At 59.2% G+C, this 17,533-nt stretch carries 16 protein-coding genes and 2 pseudogenes; 7 read left to right on the top strand and 11 right to left on the bottom strand.

The genetic code is table 11. From position 1 onward, the window contains the following. Positions 1-61 precede the first annotated feature (61 nt). The 5 genes from AB4N91_RS23140 to AB4N91_RS23120 all read left to right on the top strand — a co-directional run bounded on the left by AB4N91_RS23140 (position 62) and on the right by AB4N91_RS23120 (position 5,863). The gene (locus tag AB4N91_RS23140) at positions 62-1,507 is read left to right on the top strand and encodes a SulP family inorganic anion transporter (protein ID WP_154914012.1); all 1,446 of its coding nucleotides are present in this window, start codon (positions 62-64) and stop codon (positions 1,505-1,507) included. Between the two features lie 182 nt (positions 1,508-1,689). Beyond that, positions 1,690-3,039 (top strand): GntT/GntP/DsdX family permease, encoded by a 1,350-nt coding sequence (locus tag AB4N91_RS23135; protein ID WP_154914010.1) that lies wholly within the window; start codon positions 1,690-1,692, stop codon positions 3,037-3,039. Between the two features lie 15 nt (positions 3,040-3,054). Further along, the gene (locus AB4N91_RS23130; RefSeq protein WP_077747344.1) at positions 3,055-3,915 is read left to right on the top strand and encodes a MurR/RpiR family transcriptional regulator; all 861 of its coding nucleotides are present in this window, start codon (positions 3,055-3,057) and stop codon (positions 3,913-3,915) included. Between the two features lies 1 nt (position 3,916). Continuing rightward, a complete protein-coding gene (locus AB4N91_RS23125) occupies positions 3,917-5,374 on the top strand; it encodes an N-acyl-D-amino-acid deacylase family protein (protein ID WP_154914008.1) in 1,458 nt (485 codons plus the stop codon). Between the two features lie 120 nt (positions 5,375-5,494). Further along, on the top strand, positions 5,495-5,863 hold the full coding sequence (locus AB4N91_RS23120; RefSeq protein WP_083375095.1) for a glyoxalase superfamily protein: 369 nt from the start codon (positions 5,495-5,497) through the stop codon (positions 5,861-5,863). Positions 5,864-5,980: 117 nt separating this feature from the next. On the opposite strand, the gene AB4N91_RS23115 is transcribed toward AB4N91_RS23120, so the two are convergent. Continuing rightward, positions 5,981-6,685 (bottom strand): methyl-accepting chemotaxis protein, encoded by a 705-nt coding sequence (locus tag AB4N91_RS23115; protein WP_420802916.1) that lies wholly within the window; start codon positions 6,683-6,685, stop codon positions 5,981-5,983. 201 nt (positions 6,686-6,886) lie between these two features. After that, a pseudogene (locus tag AB4N91_RS23110) lies at positions 6,887-7,765 on the bottom strand (methyl-accepting chemotaxis protein); the annotation flags it as partial. 398 nt (positions 7,766-8,163) lie between these two features. On the opposite strand from AB4N91_RS23110, the gene pmrG reads away from it, so the two are divergent. Both pmrG and AB4N91_RS23100 read left to right on the top strand, forming a co-directional pair. Continuing rightward, a complete protein-coding gene (gene pmrG, locus AB4N91_RS23105) occupies positions 8,164-8,835 on the top strand; it encodes a lipopolysaccharide core heptose(II)-phosphate phosphatase PmrG (RefSeq protein WP_042932398.1) in 672 nt (223 codons plus the stop codon). A 26-nt stretch (positions 8,836-8,861) separates the two neighbouring features. Then, positions 8,862-9,725 carry a phosphatase PAP2 family protein gene (locus tag AB4N91_RS23100; protein ID WP_154914004.1) on the top strand — a complete coding sequence of 288 codons (864 nt, stop codon included), beginning with the start codon at positions 8,862-8,864 and terminating at the stop codon, positions 9,723-9,725. Here the strand turns inward: AB4N91_RS23100 and AB4N91_RS23095 are convergent. The 9 genes and pseudogenes from AB4N91_RS23095 to AB4N91_RS23055 all read right to left on the bottom strand — a co-directional run bounded on the left by AB4N91_RS23095 (position 9,676) and on the right by AB4N91_RS23055 (position 17,458). Beyond that, positions 9,676-11,115: an ArnT family glycosyltransferase gene (locus tag AB4N91_RS23095; protein WP_460111805.1), complete on the bottom strand. Its 1,440-nt coding sequence runs from the start codon at positions 11,113-11,115 to the stop codon at positions 9,676-9,678. The genes AB4N91_RS23100 and AB4N91_RS23095 overlap by 50 nt on opposite strands. Positions 11,116-11,199: 84 nt before the next feature. Continuing rightward, positions 11,200-11,745 carry a GNAT family N-acetyltransferase gene (locus AB4N91_RS23090; RefSeq protein WP_460112679.1) on the bottom strand — a complete coding sequence of 182 codons (546 nt, stop codon included), beginning with the start codon at positions 11,743-11,745 and terminating at the stop codon, positions 11,200-11,202. After that, positions 11,639-12,085, bottom strand: a pseudogene (locus AB4N91_RS23085) (RAD55 family ATPase); the annotation flags it as partial. The pseudogene AB4N91_RS23085 and the gene AB4N91_RS23090, both read right to left, overlap by 107 nt. A gap of 276 nt (positions 12,086-12,361) precedes the next feature. Continuing rightward, positions 12,362-13,768, bottom strand: coding sequence for a DUF2252 domain-containing protein (locus AB4N91_RS23080; protein ID WP_154913998.1), 1,407 nt, complete (start codon positions 13,766-13,768; stop codon positions 12,362-12,364). A gap of 96 nt (positions 13,769-13,864) precedes the next feature. Next, positions 13,865-14,272, bottom strand: a complete 408-nt coding sequence (locus AB4N91_RS23075) for a PIN-like domain-containing protein (protein ID WP_077747352.1) — start codon at positions 14,270-14,272, stop codon at positions 13,865-13,867. Then, complete coding sequence (locus tag AB4N91_RS23070; protein ID WP_154503004.1) at positions 14,269-14,961, bottom strand: DUF433 domain-containing protein; 693 nt, start codon at positions 14,959-14,961, stop codon at positions 14,269-14,271. The genes AB4N91_RS23075 and AB4N91_RS23070 overlap by 4 nt, the downstream gene beginning before the upstream one ends. A gap of 308 nt (positions 14,962-15,269) precedes the next feature. Then, on the bottom strand, positions 15,270-15,527 hold the full coding sequence (locus AB4N91_RS23065) for a hypothetical protein (RefSeq protein ID WP_077747354.1): 258 nt from the start codon (positions 15,525-15,527) through the stop codon (positions 15,270-15,272). A gap of 35 nt (positions 15,528-15,562) precedes the next feature. After that, positions 15,563-15,946 carry a DUF6124 family protein gene (locus AB4N91_RS23060; protein WP_154503007.1) on the bottom strand — a complete coding sequence of 128 codons (384 nt, stop codon included), beginning with the start codon at positions 15,944-15,946 and terminating at the stop codon, positions 15,563-15,565. A 588-nt stretch (positions 15,947-16,534) separates the two neighbouring features. Next, entirely contained in the window at positions 16,535-17,458 is a 924-nt protein-coding gene (locus AB4N91_RS23055; protein ID WP_154911910.1) for a hypothetical protein, read from the bottom strand. Positions 17,459-17,533 lie beyond the last annotated feature (75 nt).

The following is a 17,533-nucleotide window of genomic DNA, read 5'->3' as shown; positions in this document are numbered from 1 at the left end:
GCCGGGTCGCCCCCGATTCCGTAACATCCGCACCCTCTCTCCCTGTCGTGTTCGATCCTCCATGAAACCAAAACGTCTGCGCGCCGATGTCCTGGCCGGACTCACCACTTCTTTCGCCCTGCTCCCCGAATGCATTGCCTTCGCGTTGGTGGCCCACCTCAATCCGCTGATGGGGCTTTACGGCGCGTTCATCATTTGCACCCTGACCGCGCTTTTCGGCGGGCGGCCGGGGATGGTGTCCGGTGCGGCGGGTTCGATGGCGGTGGTGATCGTCGCGCTGGTGGTGCAACACGGCGTGCAGTATCTGCTCGCGACCGTGTTGCTCGGTGGCCTGATCATGCTGGCGTTTGGGCTGCTGAGGCTTGGCAAACTGGTGCGCATGGTGCCGCACCCGGTGATGCTTGGGTTCGTCAACGGCTTGGCGATCATCATTGCGCTGGCGCAACTCGAACACTTCAAGGATGGCGAAACCTGGCTCAGTGGCACGCCGTTGTACCTGATGACCGGGTTGGTGGTGTTGACGATGGCGATCGTTTACCTGCTGCCGCGCCTGACGCGTGCCGTGCCGCCGGCGCTGGTGGCGATCCTGAGTGTCGGGCTGGCGGTGTATCTGCTCGGCCTGCCGACGCGCACCTTGGGCGACATGGCGCACATCGCCGGCGGCTTGCCGACGTTCGCGCTGCCAGACATTCCCTGGAGCCTGGACACCCTGCGCATCATCGCCCCCTACGCGATCTTGATGGCGCTGGTCGGCCTGCTGGAAACCCTGCTGACCCTGAACCTCACCGATGAGATCACCGAAAGCCGTGGCTTCCCTGATCGCGAGTGCGTGGCGTTGGGCGCGGCCAATATGGTCTCGGGTTTTTTTGGCGGCATGGGTGGCTGCGCGATGATCGGTCAGACCGTCATCAACCTCAGTTCCGGTGGTCGTGGCCGGCTGTCCGGGGTGGTGGCCGGGGTGCTGATTCTGCTGTTCATTCTGTTTCTGTCGCCGCTGATCGAGCGCATCCCGTTGGCCGCGCTGGTCGGCGTGATGTTTGTTGTGTCGCAGCAAACGTTCGCCTGGGCGTCGTTGCGGGTGGTGAACAAGGTGCCGCTGAACGATGTGTTGGTGATTGTGGCGGTCACGGTCATCACCGTGTTCACCGACCTGGCCACTGCCGTGTTGTGCGGGATCATCATCGCGGCGCTCAACTTTGCCTGGCAGCAGGCGCGCGAGCTGTATGCCGATGCTCATCTCGAGAGCGATGGCAGCAAGTTGTACCACCTGCATGGCACGTTGTTCTTCGCCTCGACTACGCCGTTTCTCACTCAGTTCGACCCCGCCAACGATCCGCCTGTCGTGACCATCGACTGCCGCCACCTGAGTTTTGTCGACTATTCGGCCATCGCCGCGCTGAAGACTTTGCGTGAACGCTACGCCAAGGCCGGCAAGCATCTGCGGGTGCTGCATTTGTCCGAGCGCTGCAAGAAGCTGCTCAAACGTGCCCGCGTGAATCACGACTGAAATCAACGCAGGCGCGATGTAAATCCGCCTGCCTGATTTTCATATCCACCGACCTGGCATACCTCTGCGCGACATCCCTTACCTCTGCACGAAAATAACTTTCACCTCGTTTGAATGTCACGCCTCGAAATGATTTAAGAGTTTCACAATCCATTCGACGTGACCCTTTCGAGGAGTACCGCATGACCCTGTCCTTCGGCTATTGGCTGCTGGTGTATGCCGCCATCGCCATCATTGCCCTGATCGTTCTGATCGCCCGCTACCGACTCAATCCGTTCATCGTCATCACCTTGGTCTCCATCGGCCTCGCGCTGATGGCCGGCATGCCGCCGTCCGGGGTGGTCGGCGCTTACGAGGCCGGGGTCGGCAAGACCCTGGGGCACATTGCACTGGTGGTGGCGCTGGGCACGATGCTCGGCAAGATGATGGCCGAGTCGGGCGGCGCGGAGCAGGTGGCGCGGACCTTGATCGACCGTTTTGGCGAAAAGAACGCGCACTGGGCGATGGTTTGCATCGCCTTTCTGGTAGGGCTGCCGCTGTTCTTCGAGGTCGGTTTTGTATTGCTGGTGCCGATCGCTTTTACCGTGGCGCGGCGCGTGGGCGTTTCAATTCTGATGGTCGGTTTGCCGATGGTCGCTGGCTTGTCGGTGGTGCATGCGCTGGTGCCGCCGCACCCGGCCGCGATGCTGGCGGTGCAGGTGTATGGGGCGTCGGTCGGACAGACCTTGATGTACGCGATTCTGATCGGCATTCCGACCGCAATCATCGCCGGTCCCTTGTACGCCAAGTTCATCGTGCCGCGCATTCAACTGCCGGCGGAGAACCCGCTGGAACGCCAGTTCCTCGACCGTGAACCGCGCGACAGCCTGCCGGGGTTCGGCATCACCATGGCGACCATTCTGTTGCCGGTGGTGCTGATGCTGATCGGTGGCTGGGCCAACCTGATTTCCACGCCGGGCAGCGGTTTCAACCAGTTCCTGCTGTTCATCGGCAACTCGGTGATCGCGCTGCTGCTGGCGACGTTGCTGAGTTTCTGGACCCTCGGCATTGCCCAGGGCTTCAGCCGCGAATCGATCCTCAAGTTCACCAACGAATGCCTGGCGCCAACCGCCAGCATCACTTTGCTGGTCGGCGCCGGCGGTGGCTTGAACCGGATCCTGGTGGACGCCGGAGTCACCGATCAGATCGTCAGCCTGGCCGACGAATTTCACCTGTCGCCGCTGATCATGGGCTGGCTGTTTGCGGCGTTGATGAGGATCGCCACCGGTTCCGCCACGGTGGCGATGACCACTGCGTCAGGCATCGTCGCACCGGTGGCCATCGGTCTGGGGTATCCGCACCCCGAGTTGCTGGTGCTGGCGACCGGCGCCGGGTCGGTGATTTTTTCCCACGTCAACGACGGCGGCTTCTGGTTGATCAAGGAATACTTCAACATGACCGTTGCCCAGACCTTCAAGACCTGGACGGTGCTTGAAACCATTATTTCGGTGGTGGCTTTCGCGCTGACCGTGGGTCTTTCTTACCTGATCTAACCGGAGCCGCCTGCCATGGACATCCTCTACCAGATCCGCGCCCGCCAGGATTCCTTCAGCGCCGGTGAAGGACGCATCGCGCGGCTGATGCTCAACGACGTCGGCTTTGCCTCGGCCGCCAGCCTCGATGAGCTGGCGCAGAGGGCGGAGGTCAGCACCGCCACGCTGTCGCGGTTTGCCCGCACGGTGGGCTGTCGCGACCTGCGTGATCTGCGCCTGCAACTGGCCCAGGCCAGCGGCGTCGGCAGCCGCTTCCTTGACCCGGCGGGGACGCCGGATCAGTCGGCGTTCTATGGGCAGATCGTCGGCGATATCGAGTCGACCCTGCGTCAGCATCTGTCGGCGTTCGACGAGTCGCGGTTCGCCGATGCCGTGAAACTGCTGGGCAAGGCGCGGATGATTCATGCATTCGGCCTGGGCGGTTGTTCAACCTTGTGCAGCGATGAGCTGCAAGTGCGGCTGGTGCGATTTGGCTACCCGATTGCGGCGTGCCACGACCCGGTGATGATGCGCGTCACCGCCGCCAGCCTTGATGCCGAACGCGCGGTCATTGCCTGCTCGCTGACCGGCATCACCCCCGAACTCATCGACGCGGTCGAACTGGCCCGCAACTACGGTGCACGGATTATCGCCATCACCCGGGCCGACTCACCGCTGGCGCAATTGGCCGATGTGCTGCTGCCGCTGCAAGGCGTCGAAACCTCGTTTATCTACAAACCGACGGCGGCGCGCTACGGCATGCTGCTGGCCATCGACGTGCTTGCCACCGAGCTCGCGCTGGCCAACCCTGAAGACAATCAAGAACGTCTGCGGCGGATCAAACTCGCCCTGGACGATTACCGCGGCGGCGACGATCGTTTGCCGCTGGGAGACTGACATGATGTACGACACGCTGATCCGCAACGCCTTGGTCATCGATGGCAGCAACAGCCCCGGTTACCCCGCCGATGTGGCGATTCAGAACGGCCGCATCGCGCGCATCGGCGACTTGCATGAGGCGACCGCCCGCGAGGAAATCGACGCTGCCGGCCGCGTGCTGGCGCCGGGTTTTATCGACGTGCACACCCATGACGACACGGTGGTGATCCGCCAGCCGCAGATGCTGCCCAAGCTCAGCCAAGGCGTGACCACGGTGATTGTCGGCAACTGCGGGATCAGCGCGTCACCGGTGAGCCTGCGTGGCGATCCGCCCGATCCGATGAACCTGCTCGGCACCTCGGCATCCTTCGTTTATCCGACGTTCAGCGCTTACCGCGCAGCGGTCGAAGCGGCGAACACCACGCTGAACGTCGCCGCATTGGTGGGCCACACCGCGTTGCGCAGCAACCATCTCGACGACCTGTTTCGCACCGCCACGCCTGATGAAATCAGCGCGATGCGCGAGCAGTTGCGTGAAAGTCTTGAGGCGGGCGCCTTGGGGTTATCCACCGGTCTGGCCTACGCCAGCGCGTTCTCGGCGTCCACCGACGAAGTGATGCAACTGACTGAAGAGCTGACGGCGTTCGGCGCCGTGTACACCACCCATTTGCGCAGTGAATTCGAACCGGTGCTGGAGGCGATGGACGAGGCGTTCCAGATCGGCCGGCATGCGAAATCCCCGGTGATCATTTCCCACCTCAAATGCGCGGGGGCCGGTAACTGGGGGCGCAGTCCGCAATTGCTGGCCTCGCTTGAGGAAGCGGCGAAAACTCACCCGGTGGGCTGCGATTGTTATCCCTACGCGGCGAGTTCTTCGACCCTGGACCTCAAGCAAGTCACCGACGCCCATCGCATCACCATCACCTGGTCCACGCCGCACCCGGAATTGGGCGGCCGCGACTTGATGGACATCGCCGCCGAATGGAACGTGCCGTTGCTTGACGCTGCACGCCGTCTGCAACCGGCCGGCGCGGTGTACTACGGCATGGACGAGGCCGATGTGCGAAGAATCCTCGCCCATCCCTTGTCGATGGTGGGGTCCGACGGATTGCCGGAAGATCCGTTCCCGCATCCGCGCTTGTGGGGCGCTTTCCCACGTGTGCTTGGACATTTCAGTCGCGACGTCGGCCTGTTTCCGCTGCATACCGCCGTACACAAAATGACCGGATTGTCGGCGGCACGTTTTGGCTTGAAACAAAGGGGTGAGATTCGTGAAGGGCATTGGGCGGACCTGGTGTTGTTCGATCCGCTGAGCATTCGCGACGTGGCGGACTTCAGTGACCCGCAACAGGCGGCCGAGGGGATTGAAGGTGTATGGGTCAACGGCGTGTTGAGTTACAGCGATGGCCAAGCGAACGGGAAACGGGAAGGGCGGTTTCTGGCGCGGGAAGGGGATTTGCGTGACGGGTTTCAGTAGTGATTCCGAGAAATACGTCACAGTGATGGCACATTGCGATTAAAGAATGTCAGCGCCAAGCCGAAGCGCTGACATCCAGCCCAACTTCAACGGGTGTCTTTTCAGTCAGGGAGCAACCCAATGAGCTTCGGCAAAACCACCCCGATCCTGCGGATTTTCGACGAGGCCAAGGCATTGGAATTCTACGTCGACTTTCTGGGGTTCACGGTCGACTGGCAGCATCGCTTCGAGCCGAATTCCCCGCTGTACCTGCAAGTCTCCCGTGGCGAATGCGTGCTGCACCTGTCCGAGCACCATGGCGACGGCACGCCGGGTTCGGCCCTGCGCATCGAGACCGATGAGCTCGAGGCCTTCCAGCAGCAACTGCTGGCGAAGGCGTATCCGTTTTCGCACCCGCAGATCCAGGCCATGCCCTGGGGAAGCCAGGACATGACCATCAGTGATCCGTTCGGCAACCGGTTGGTGTTTACCAACGCGATCTGCCTGTAAAAAGCTTCATCAGTTCCTCCAAATCAGCCGTGAGCGTTACGGACGGATAAATGCTCCGTAAAAATGACGAAGCCCTTTATTTAAAGGGCTTCTGCGGGGCTGGAGAGCGGCGGTGCTTTAAACCCTGAAGTGACTGACCATCATCTGCAACTGATTCCCCAACCGCGCCAGCTCAACACTGGACTTGGCCGTTTCATCGCTGGCGGCGGCGGTTTGCTCCGACACGTCGCGCACGTTGATGATGCTGCGGCTGATTTCTTCGGCCACGGCGCTTTGTTGCTCGGCGGCGGCAGCGATCTGCTGGTTCATCGACTGGATGTTGGACACCGTGCGGGTGATGTTTTCCAGCGACGTGCCAGCCTTGCGGGTCAAGGCCACGCTGCTGTCGGTCAGGGCGCGGCTGTTGTTCATCACGGTCGACACTTGTTGGGTGCCATTCTGCAGACCGGCCACCAGGCCTTCGATTTCTTCGGTGGACTTCTGTGTGCGCTGGGCCAGGCCACGGACTTCGTCGGCCACCACCGCAAAACCACGACCGGCTTCACCGGCGCGCGCGGCTTCAATGGCGGCGTTGAGGGCCAGCAGGTTGGTCTGTTCGGCGACGGCCTTGATCACGTCCATGACGCTGCCGATCTTGTCGCTTTCCTGTTGCAGCACACTCATGGCTTCGGTGGAACGCGCCACTTCAGTGGCCAGGCGTTCGATCTGGGCGATGGCTTCGTTGACCACTTTATCGCCTTCGCGGGCTTCACCATCAGCGGCGGCTGCGGCCAGGGAGGCTTCTTCGGCGTTGCGCGCGACTTCCTGCACGGTGGCCGTCATCTCGTGCATGGCGGTGGCCACTTGATCGGTTTCGATCTTCTGGCTGTTGACGCCGGCACTGGTTTGCTCGGTGACGGCGGACAGTTCCTCGGCAGCGCTGGCGATCTGGGTGACACCGTCGCGGATGCCGCTGATCAAGTCACGCAGGGTCACGCCCATGCGTGCGATGCCTTGCTGCAACACGCCGAGTTCATCGCGGCGCGTCACTTTGACGTCCTGGGACAGGTCGCCGCTGGCGATGCGTTCGACCACGGCCAGGGTGTCGCGTAGCGGGCCGGTGATCTGACGGGTGATGATCACGGCTGCAATGATGCCCACCAGCAATGCCAGCAATGTGCTGATCAACTGCAGTGTGCGCGCCTGGGCGCTTTCGGCGTCGCGACGGTCGAGCTGGATCTGATACAGCTGCTCGCTCAGGGTCACGATGGCGGCGCCCTGGTCGGTCATTTCCTTGCGCGCCTGCACGGCATCGCTGTTGGCGGCTTTATAGGCGATCAACGCGCTGCGGTAATTGCCCAGTGCGGTTTCCAGCTGACGCAGGGCATCTTGCTGGGTCTCGGCGAAATGCACGTTCAGCGGCTTCAGGCTGGCAATTGCTGAATCCAGTTGGGCGACGGCTTTTTGCTCGGTCTCGGCATTGGTGGTGGCGGTGTAGCCGCGCACTTCGTAGCGGGCCAGGATGAACGCTTCCTTGGCGGTGGTGACGGCCTGGAATTGTTCGAAACGCTGGTCACTCAGGGGCATTTGCTGCACGCGGGTGCTGATGGCGTCGATTAGTGTGCTGGCTGTTTCAGCATTGGCGGCCATGGTGTCGCGAGCGCTGTTGCCGGTGCGGTAGGCGCTGCGCATCTTGTTCAGCGACGTCTTGTAGGCGTCGATGTAAGTGCCTTGCTCTTTGAGCAGCTTGAGGTTTTCCGGGCTCTTGAACTTCGACAACAGCGATTGTTGCTGAGCGGAAAAGGCGTCAAGGGTGGTCTGTACGTTCTGAGCGGCGGTTTCGTCGCCGTTGGTCAGCATGTATTGCAGGCGAACCACACGAAGCTTGGTCAAGCCGGAGTTGAGCTGGGTGATGTCGCTCATCCAGTTGCTGCGGTCAATCAAGCCGCCCAGGCTCGTCCACCCGGTCAGGGCCAGTACGCAGGTCAGTGCCAGGACCAGGCCGAACCCCAGGCCCAGTTTCATGTTCACGCTAATGTTGCCGAACCAGCTATTCATCAAATTCCTCCAGGAACGTTGCGCTTTCGATCGTCAGTTGGCTGGAAGATTGTTGTTTTTTTAGGTGCCAGCAAGGGTGTGTAGCAGGCCTGTATCGGCAGCAATCGCGAGAGCTGAAAGGTTTTTGTCGGACTGATTCTGTAACAAGGTTTTTGTGAGCGGCTTAAGCTTTTTTTCACATGGGTTTCACCGGCTGCCGACGCGCGCCTCTCTACCCTCGCGGCTTCGAATAACAATGGTGCATGCCGGCGAGGCGGCTTGATGTGGAATTGAGACTGAGTCTGTTCGGGATAAAACGCTCAATTAACCTGAGCTGTTTGACCCGCCATCGAAACACCGTAGTGGTGCTGGCCTCGGCGCTGCTGGTCATTCCATTGATCGTATGGCTGTTGCAGCCGGCCGCTGTGCCTGACCTGGCCCATGGCAATGTGGCGGGCGCACGAACGTTGGCCACCGAATGGGCCAAAGGCGACGTCATCGTGCTGGTCCGCCATGTCGAGCGCTGCGATCACTCGAAAGCCGCGTGCCTGAGTGGCAACGATGGCATTACCGATCGCTCGCGCAGCGTCGCGGTCAGTGTCGGTGCGCGGTTCGAACAGTTGGGGTTGGACAAGACCGATATCTACAACAGTCCGATGATGCGCACGTCACAGACGGCCGGCTACATGTTCAACAAGGTCGGTGTGGGCGAGGACTGGCTGGTGAGCTGCAAGGGCACGATGCTGCGCGATGCCCTGGCGCACAAAGTGGCGGGTCGCAATTTGATCCTGGTGACCCACAGCGAATGCATGGCGCAACTTGAAAAAGACCTCAAGGTGTCGACCTCCACGCTCGGTTATGGCGCTTCATTGTTTATTTCCGCCAGAAAACCTCTGACACCGAAAATGCTCGGCTTCATTGAAGCCTCTGACTGGCGTTCGGTGACCACCGAATGAATTTTTCCTCTGTATCAGGACAGACGATGCTGACTTCTTCCCGCAACCGCTTTTACTGGGCGAACTTCGGTATCCCGTTGGCCTGCGCGGCCTTGGTTTTCCTGATGTTCGACATGACCCGGATCGACATCGCCTTCAGTAATCTTCTGTTTGATCCGGTCGCTCAGATCTTCCCGCTCGACAAGGTTCACTTCTTCGAAAAGCTCACCCACAAGTGGGCGCGCATCATTCCGAACTGGACCGCCGAGATTGCCTTGATCGGTGCGATGCTGTCGTTTGTCTGGCCGCTGATCAACACTTCAAAGCATCCTCGCCTTGGTGGTTTTCTGGAACGGAGCAAGGCTGCACCGGTGTTGCGATTTGCCAACGAACATCGTCGGGATTTTCTGTTCGTCGTCTTCGCATTTGCCATCTGCACCGGCGTGATCCATTTCCTCAAGGCGCACACCAGCGTGTACTGCCCGATCGAAACAACCCTCTACGGTGGGAAATTGCCCCACGTGGAGTGGTACAACAACTTCCAGCTGTTCAGGGAGGCCGGTGATGGCCGTTGCTGGCCGGGTGGCCATGCTTCCGGCGGTTTTACCATGCTCGCGCTGTATTTCGTGGCTCGCCGCTACCGCTGGCGCTACTCCAAGGCGCTGATGTACGGAGCGTTGCTGCTCGGTTTTGTCTATGGCACGACACGTGTCCTGCAAGGCTGGCACTACATGTCCCACACCTTTTGGGCCGGGATCTTCGTGTGGCTGGCCTGTTTGCTGACGGCGTTGCCATTTTACGGACGAGCGCGGCTGGAGATGCCGGTGCTGCAAAAGGCTGAAGCGCCAACCGCCGAGCCGCTTATTGGTTCACAAAGTAGTAAGCCTGACGCCCCACCTTCATGCTCTTGAGCACTTTCAACGGCGCGGCCGGTTCGATTTCACCAGACATGACCGCCACGTTGCTGGGTGAGGCCGCAAGAAACTCATGCAGTTGCGCCTCGGTGTCCAGGCCCTTGAGCACTTGTCGGGTGTAGAACACGCTGGCACCGCCCACCCGTTCGTTGGCCTGGAACAGGGCGATGTGTTGCCCGTTGGCCTGCATCGTCTGGATCTGTGCAGTCAACGGCAGGAAGGACAGTTTGCGGTCCGCATGGGGCAGCGCCCATTGAGCGGCGGCCAGGTAGCTGCCGATCACCAACGCGATCACGCCAATGGCTGCGCCGCGTCGATGCCGTGCGATGTGCCCCAAAAGGTTCGAGGCCCCTTCGCGCATCTTCAGCCGCTCGAACAGAACGCTCGCATACTCCGCCGCAATCACCGCCGCCGCAGGCGTCATCGACATGAGATACACCGTGCGCTTGCTCGACGCCAATGTCAGCATCACAAACTGCGCCACGATCCACAGGGTGAAAAACAGCAAATAACGATTGGCCATCAGGATTTTGCGAAAATGCCACAGCCCCAGGTACACCAGGATATTCCACGGCAGAAACGCCTGGGGCAGCTTGGCCAGGTAGTAGTAGTACGGTTCGTAATGCCCGGCCTCGACGAAGGATCCACTGAAGCGCCCGACACTGTTGGTCAGCAGCACTTCCCCCACGGCCTGCGCGCCACCACGCTGGTACAGCACGGCGAGCCAAATCATCAGCGGGATCAATCCAGCCAGTGTCAGTAAACCGGGACGCAACCAGTCGTGGATTTTCAGGCGCCTGTCCATCAAGGTCTCGGCCAGCAGATAGGCGAAAATCACCACGCCCGGCATCGCCAGGCCGAGGACGCCTTTGCTCAGTGTGGCGATAGCGATTCCCGAGGCGAACAGCAGCGCGTTGCCGGGCGTCGATTGACGTTGCCCCTGAAAGAACGCCAGCAACGCCAGGGTCACGCCGAGGGCGAGTAACGCGTCTTCACCGACGCCGCGCACGTTGCTCCAATAACTGGCCATGGTTGCCAGAAAGATTCCCGCCGTCCAGGCAATCGCCTTGGGCCGGCCGAACCGCCGCAGCATCGCGTACAACAGCATCACGCTGAACAGCCCGGCGAACGCCGAGGCCAGTCGCACCGCCCACGGCGTGCCGCCAAATGCACGGATGGCGCCGGCATCGAGCCACAAGCTCAAAGGTGGTTTTTCCAGAAACGGTTCGCCGAACAAACGGGGCGTTACCCAGTCGTTGTCCAGGTGCATCTGCATGGCGATTCCGGCCACCCGGGCCTCGGTGGACCCTTGCAGTTGATGATTGCCCAAGGCAAAGAAAAACAGCAGGGCAGCCAGCAGGAACAGTGAAGTGGCGGGACGCGACATAGGCTTCTGGCTACCGAGCAGGTGGACCGGGAAGCCCGAGCATACGGTGCGAATGCTTAATGAATTGTGAACGACCGCGAAATATTACGAGAGGCGCCTGGACCAGCGCTGTTCCGGGGTTTCAAAGCGATCATTGATCAACGCGGTCAACACGTGATCCTGCCAGCGCCCGGCGATACTCAGGTAGGCCTTGGCGTAGCCTTCACGTTCAAATCCCAGACGCTCCAGCAGCCGCGCGCTGCGTTCGTTGCCGGGGATGTAATTGGCCATGATCCGGTGCAGTTTCTGCTCATCGAACATGTAGCCGATGCCTGCTTCCAGTGCTTCCTGCATCAAGCCCTGGCCCTGACGGGATTCGTCGATGTGGTAACCGAGATAACACGCCTGAAACGCTCCGCGAGTGATACCGCTGAAATTGCAGGCGCCGATCATCTGGCCGTTGCCCGGGTCCAGCAGCGCGAAATGCACCGCCAGGCCGGCCTCGAACGCACTGGCTTGCACCTCAAGGCGCGGACGAATGTTTTCAGCGCTGTGGTAGTCGGAGGGGCGAATCGGCGACCACCGGGCAAGGTGCCTTTGGTTGCGCCGGTAGAAATCGCTTTCCAGCGCCGCCTGTTCGGGGGCGAGCACCGCCAGCGTCAAGCGTTTGCAGGGCAGGGACAACAACGGCATAGGGCGCTCCGGTTCGGGGGGATCGTCGCGCAAGCATTACGCGACCAACGGAAAAACTCTGCAGGCCGTTATCATCGATGCTGTACAGGCGCAATTCATCGGAATGGGCGCTGACTTGAACCTTGACCACCGCCATGATGCGCAACAAGCGGCTCTGCACTTCGATGTAGCGCTGGACAATGATTGCATCGGTGAGAAACGCCGTGCCGTAAGGGCTGAAACGCAGGTCGGTGCAGCGGTCTTCCAGTTCCGAGGTCAGCAACACACTGACACCGATGCTCGTCAGTGCGGTGACGAAAACTCCGGCAAACCTCCGCCCAGCACCACGTCCAGTCCTGGCACGCCGGTGGCAGACATCGAGGGTACACCCAATAAGGTGGTTGGGCGTGATTGGCGACAGTTCCAGAGGAGACACGGGGTGACACCGACCGCCGCTGGTCGATCAAAAGGCAAAAAAAAGCCCGCGGGAGGGCGGGCAAACCGTAGTTTCTTGAATGAGCGGGAGCACTGTACCGGTTGGGGGTAGGTGGTGGGGTGAAGAAAAGTTCATGTGTGGATGGACCGCGTTACCCGCTCAGGGCAAATGATCTGCCGCAAAGTCTGCCTCGGAGCGAGCCTGTAACCGGCCCTTGCGGCAGGCCTGCTGGAATCGCTCAAAGTCTTGCTCATTCTGCGTTGCATAACTTTTCGCATACTTGAACAGCGCGTCGGCCAGCGCATCGCTCTTGCCGATGTAACCGCTGATCTGCGCGGCCTGCCCGGACGATTTGGCATGCGCGCGAGCGAGGGCGCGACCACAGACGCGACCATACGCGGCGAAGGTGTCCGCATCGAACGTCTCGAGTTCGGCCGAGATTTTCATGTCGCGCAATTGCCGCACGTAGAAGTGTCGACCGCTGGGGCCGGTGGTCCAACCGAGAAACAGGTCACTGGCCGATTGCATCAATCGTTGACCCTCAACCACCCGCTGACCGTTATGCCGCACTGTTGATTTTGTCTTCACGTAATCGGCCAGTACCGAGCGCCGTGCTTCCTTGAATTGCAGGAACAGCGGGAATTCCTGATCGTCGGTCAGCAAGACCACCAGACAACGGGTGCCAACACTGCCGACACCCACCACTTTGAACGCCATGTCCTGGGCGTGAAAACGTGAATACAACGCCCGTCGGTCAGCCTGCAGCGTGCCGGGATACTCACGCATGAAGGCGTCGTAGATTGGCCGCCAATCCGAGTGGCGTAGCCAGTCATCATCGGCATCCAGCAATGTGGTGTTTTTGTGCAAGTGGAAAATTTCCGGCAGGTCATCGCGAATGATCAGTCGACCATCGGCGTCACGTTCGCTGATTTTCGGCAGTAGCTCGGCGTGGGATCGGCCCTCGGCCTTTTCGATGGCACGCTCGATATGCTCCAGCGTTTTTTTGTTCGCCTGCTTGCGCAAGTCGTCGTAACGGATGGACTCGTACCAGGTTTCCAGCGAGCTTTGTTCGGCGCACTCGAGCATGGTTTCCTGATAAGCGCTGACCACTCCGCGGCAGACCGTCTCTTCGATCGTTTCGCCATGACGCAGATCGCGGGCGGCCACTACGATACTCGCCACCAGCCGTTTAACGTCCCACTCCCAAGGGCCGGGATGGACCTCGTCGAAGTCGTGGACGCCGAACAACAGATTGCGTTCGGGCGTGGCAAACCCGCCGAAATTCATCAGGTGGCAATCGCCGCAGATCGGTGAGGTCAGTCCCATGTTCGGCGTGGAAGACAGGTCGTGAGCCTGCAAAAGCGCGGTGCCGCGATAAAAGCTGAAGGGGGAGACGAGCATGCGGCCGTAGCGGAGTTCGATCAGGGACTTGATTCGGCCTTCGCTTGAGGCTTTGATCAGTGGGAGCGGGTCGCGGTTGGTTTTTCCCGTGGACGCATGGGAATTGCGGGGGCAATTCTTGCGGGCGTCCTTGCCTTGCTTCAAGCGGTCTTTGAGGGTGGTCATGGGGGCTCGCTGTAGGCGGTGTGCGGATTGAGTGTAGAAGGCCATACAGAGCGCGAAATATTCGATGAAATAAAAAGCCCGATTATTAGTCGGGCTCTAAATTTTTATCTGATCAAATTTCCCGTGTGAAGGAAATTTCCACGGGACGCGGAATGCTGCGCCGCCTCTGATCAAGTTTGCTTGAGTTGTAATGGCGGGCCACCAACGCACCAAATTATGGGCCTTGTTCCAATAGGATTCGTTTCCCCAGTGTTTAGCCAAGCAAAACACGGGTAGGCCACATTCGCGAAACGCTCGTTTTTCAATATCGCCTTTTGTAAATTTATCTTGAGAGATAACGGCCCAGCCGCCTTCGTCGCTCAGTACTGAAATCCAATCAACGTCCGTGGTGTTCTGCGGAAATTTATCCTTCAGTGGCAATACCGAATGCCCGTCTGCTTTGGTCAGCTCATTTAATGCGCGGGCAAGGGCGGGGGGAAGATTGTTGTCCAGTAAGAAATTCAAGCAGCATTCCTTTGCTCAAAATTGACCGCCGCTTCAACTGCTGCAGCAGGAATCTCATAGAGAAGTGCCACACGTTTGGTGTTTTCCCCTTCTGTCTTGTAGGCGCTAAAAATTGCCGCCGTATCGATTCCCGTGTTTGCAAGAACTGGTTTCCCAAAGTTCCGGGAGGGATCCAGAACGATCGCTTTACTGCGTTTTACCGGATACCAGCGCTGAGCGGCTTCTGATCCCGTGTAATCAATGCCTTCATACAACGAAGGTTTGATGACCTGCTCAAACGCGTACTGTCGTTTGATCAGGTCGAGAAGGGATTCATCCCCTGTTTCGCTCATGACCGTGGCGAAAATACGCCGACCATCGGTTTGAAAACGTTTGCAGGTAAATGGATAGGCTTGATTGAACATCTCTTTTGCTTGCTGCGAGGCATTGCGGATGGCTTGCAGGCTTACACCGTGCTGGCGGAAGGCATGGACGAAACGAATTTCCAGGAGGTCATGAAAGCCTAGTACGCACTCTTCCAGGTCGGCCAGTTCCGAGCTCCAAAGCCCCGAATGCTGAACACCATGCGCGGTATATCCGAAAAGCCAACGGCGGATATCGGCAGCTGGAATCCCCGTGTAAAGGGAGGCTTCCGCCGGTGTGTATAAGCCAATACCGACAAGGCGGCTAGGCAGTTTGATGTTTTGCATGTTGGCCTCCTTGTCATCAGGTGATTCGGCGAGGGGATTCTGGTCGTAAGGATGAACTCAAGCAACCAGTCGGGGACGAACAGCCGTTTTGTTTGTTCAGCGTAGATTTAAAGCGTGATCATCACAATCAGCTCAGAGCCGATATGGCTTGCAGGAAATTTCCGAAGAACTTGTCCTGCAATTCGCTCTTGCGACGGATCGAGGGGCCGGGAGTCAATTGAGTCGACAGAAAGTTACAGTTTATGAAACCTTCTGTTGAGTCAAAGCCCAAAAAAGGCACCTGCGATTCTCGTCAGGTGCCTTTTTTGTTACATCGACGAAACCTGCGCCTGCAATCTTCGCCCAACGACATCCATCAAATCGCAGCCATCGCGCAGCGAAGTCACCAACACCCGCGCCAGTTCACTGTGAACCCCCTCGTTCACAGCAAAACTCTCCAGCAATTGAGTTGCCGTGCGAATTCGGTAAGCCGCAGTTTCGTGCAATACGTCCAGCGGTGCTTCGGTGTCGATCAGCAGTGACGCGATGGTGCAGTCGATGCCGGTGACAGGCATGTATCGATCCATGACAAAACCTCCATTTGGTAAAAGAGCGCGACCACTCAGTGGTGGCGGGCGGACGGAATTTCGGACACGCCATCGGGCGGGTCGAGGTTGTCCAGCGCTCGGTTTACCAACAGTTCGCCCAGCACCGCCAACTGCTGAATCGCCAGTGCCACGTTACGGCGCGAGCCTTCGAGGTCGCAGGCCAGGTCGGTGGTCATGACGTTGAGTGAGGCGAGGGTTTCGCAGGCGTGAGCGAGCAGGGTTGGCGTGTCGACGGCGGGGAGGAGGGTAAAGACGTGACTGATGGGATCGGGGTGGTTCGGGTTGCGCAGGCGTGCGCTGATGATGCGTTCTGTGGTTTCGGAGAGTTGGCTTAAATCGGGTGCGTCTGCTTCTGAAAGTGCGGCAGATTCGGGCGGATTTGGGGTGATCTTTTTCATGATGGAGCTCCTTGCGTTGGTGGGAGCTGCCAGTCCCCTGCTGTCAAACAGGATTGGGTGGCGGCTGTACGCGGGTTGACAGACCGGAAACGCAAGCATCCAGTGCACCCGAAGATGCCCCACGCACAGCCACCAGAACGGAACTGCACACGTGAAAGGATGCCGTTTTATCCGGAGGAGTGAAAGCTTGCGGTTCTTCAGCCTGTCAAAGCCGATCGCCGATTTGCAGCGACACCTGAAGGCTATCGATGCAGAACCGCTTCCGCCAGTTCATGAAAGCCGATACGAGTTGCGGGAAGTTTCCTAGGACGAGGACTACGTTCTTACAATAAAAGTCATTGATCAGATTTTACTGAAGCTAACGCTCCGAAATTCTCCTCTCATAGCCAACCTACGGCTGATAGAGGTAATTCCTACGCAATCTGGCGGTTGACGGTAAGGAAGGTGACGAGTCAAAGTTTGCCCATCAGCTCAGTACCGCGTGCAGTCAATTGTTAGATCTGCCCTGCAGTCCTGGGTTTTTTTTCGCCCAGAGAAAAGAGAAAAGGACGGATCTGTTTTCGGTGATCTACCCGAGCCTATTTTTTCTCAATACTCCGTAACCCCATCCCCCCGCAAAACCCACCCAGCCTCCCCAGCCATCAACCGATACCGAACCTCGCGCATCTTCCCCGTCCTCCCGGCCCCGGCGTCCGCACTCTCATAAACCGGAAAGCGCCGCACCAGCACATTTTCCACCACCGCAAACTCATCCTCGCCCTGATAGCCCTCGGCTGCCTCGACGTCCTCACTGACCGGCGGAAGATAAATCTCGCTGAGCGATTTTTTGCGATTCGCCGAGTAGGCGACGAGTTCACCCGGCAATCCGCGTCCCGGTGATCGGGCAAAGACGTAAAGCTCTGGCGAGCCATCCCGATCAAGGTCCGCCACCTCGGCCCGGACGACGTTTCCCGTCAATGGCCGTGTGAAGTCTGAATTATCGGTTTCCAGCCCTTGAGGTGAAATACGCAGCACACGGTGGTCATCGATCCCCTCCGTCGTCACATGAAACCGGATGCCCTGTAATTCAAGCGTCTGGTCAAACGGTCGAGTGCTGTCCGAGGCATCAGCGGGGCTGAGGTTCAATGAAAGGTTGTAGTTCGCCACCTCATTGCGCCGTGCGGCGTTGCGCATGAGGTACACCTGAACCGTGTACTCACCATCGGCGGGTAATGGCCCCATGAAATGATTGCCCATGATCGAGCCGTTAAACAGCGCGTAGTCCGCGCCTTTGGCGGTGATGTTGAAGTAGGCAGATGTATTGGAAGGCTTGAGGTCGACGGTCAGTATTTGACCCGCCTTTGCACTCACTCGGTATTGCGCGGTGAGCGGGCCCTGGATGGACTGGTTGAACTCGACAGCGTCGGCGCCTTTTTCGAAAGTGACTCGTTCGACTCGTGGCGTAACTTTAGTGGCCGCTTGTGCAGACAGGGAAACAATGGCCGCAAGCGCGGCGGCAAGCCAGATGTTCATGTTTGATTTCCTGCAAGCGCGACAGCGCTCAATAGCCCGACCCAAATTGATTACAGCTCATCTGATCATATCGTG

Source organism: Pseudomonas sp. H3_D04, assembly GCF_054669175.1.
Note: the sequence above shows the minus strand (reverse complement) of the source record. Positions and strands in the feature narration are given on the sequence as shown.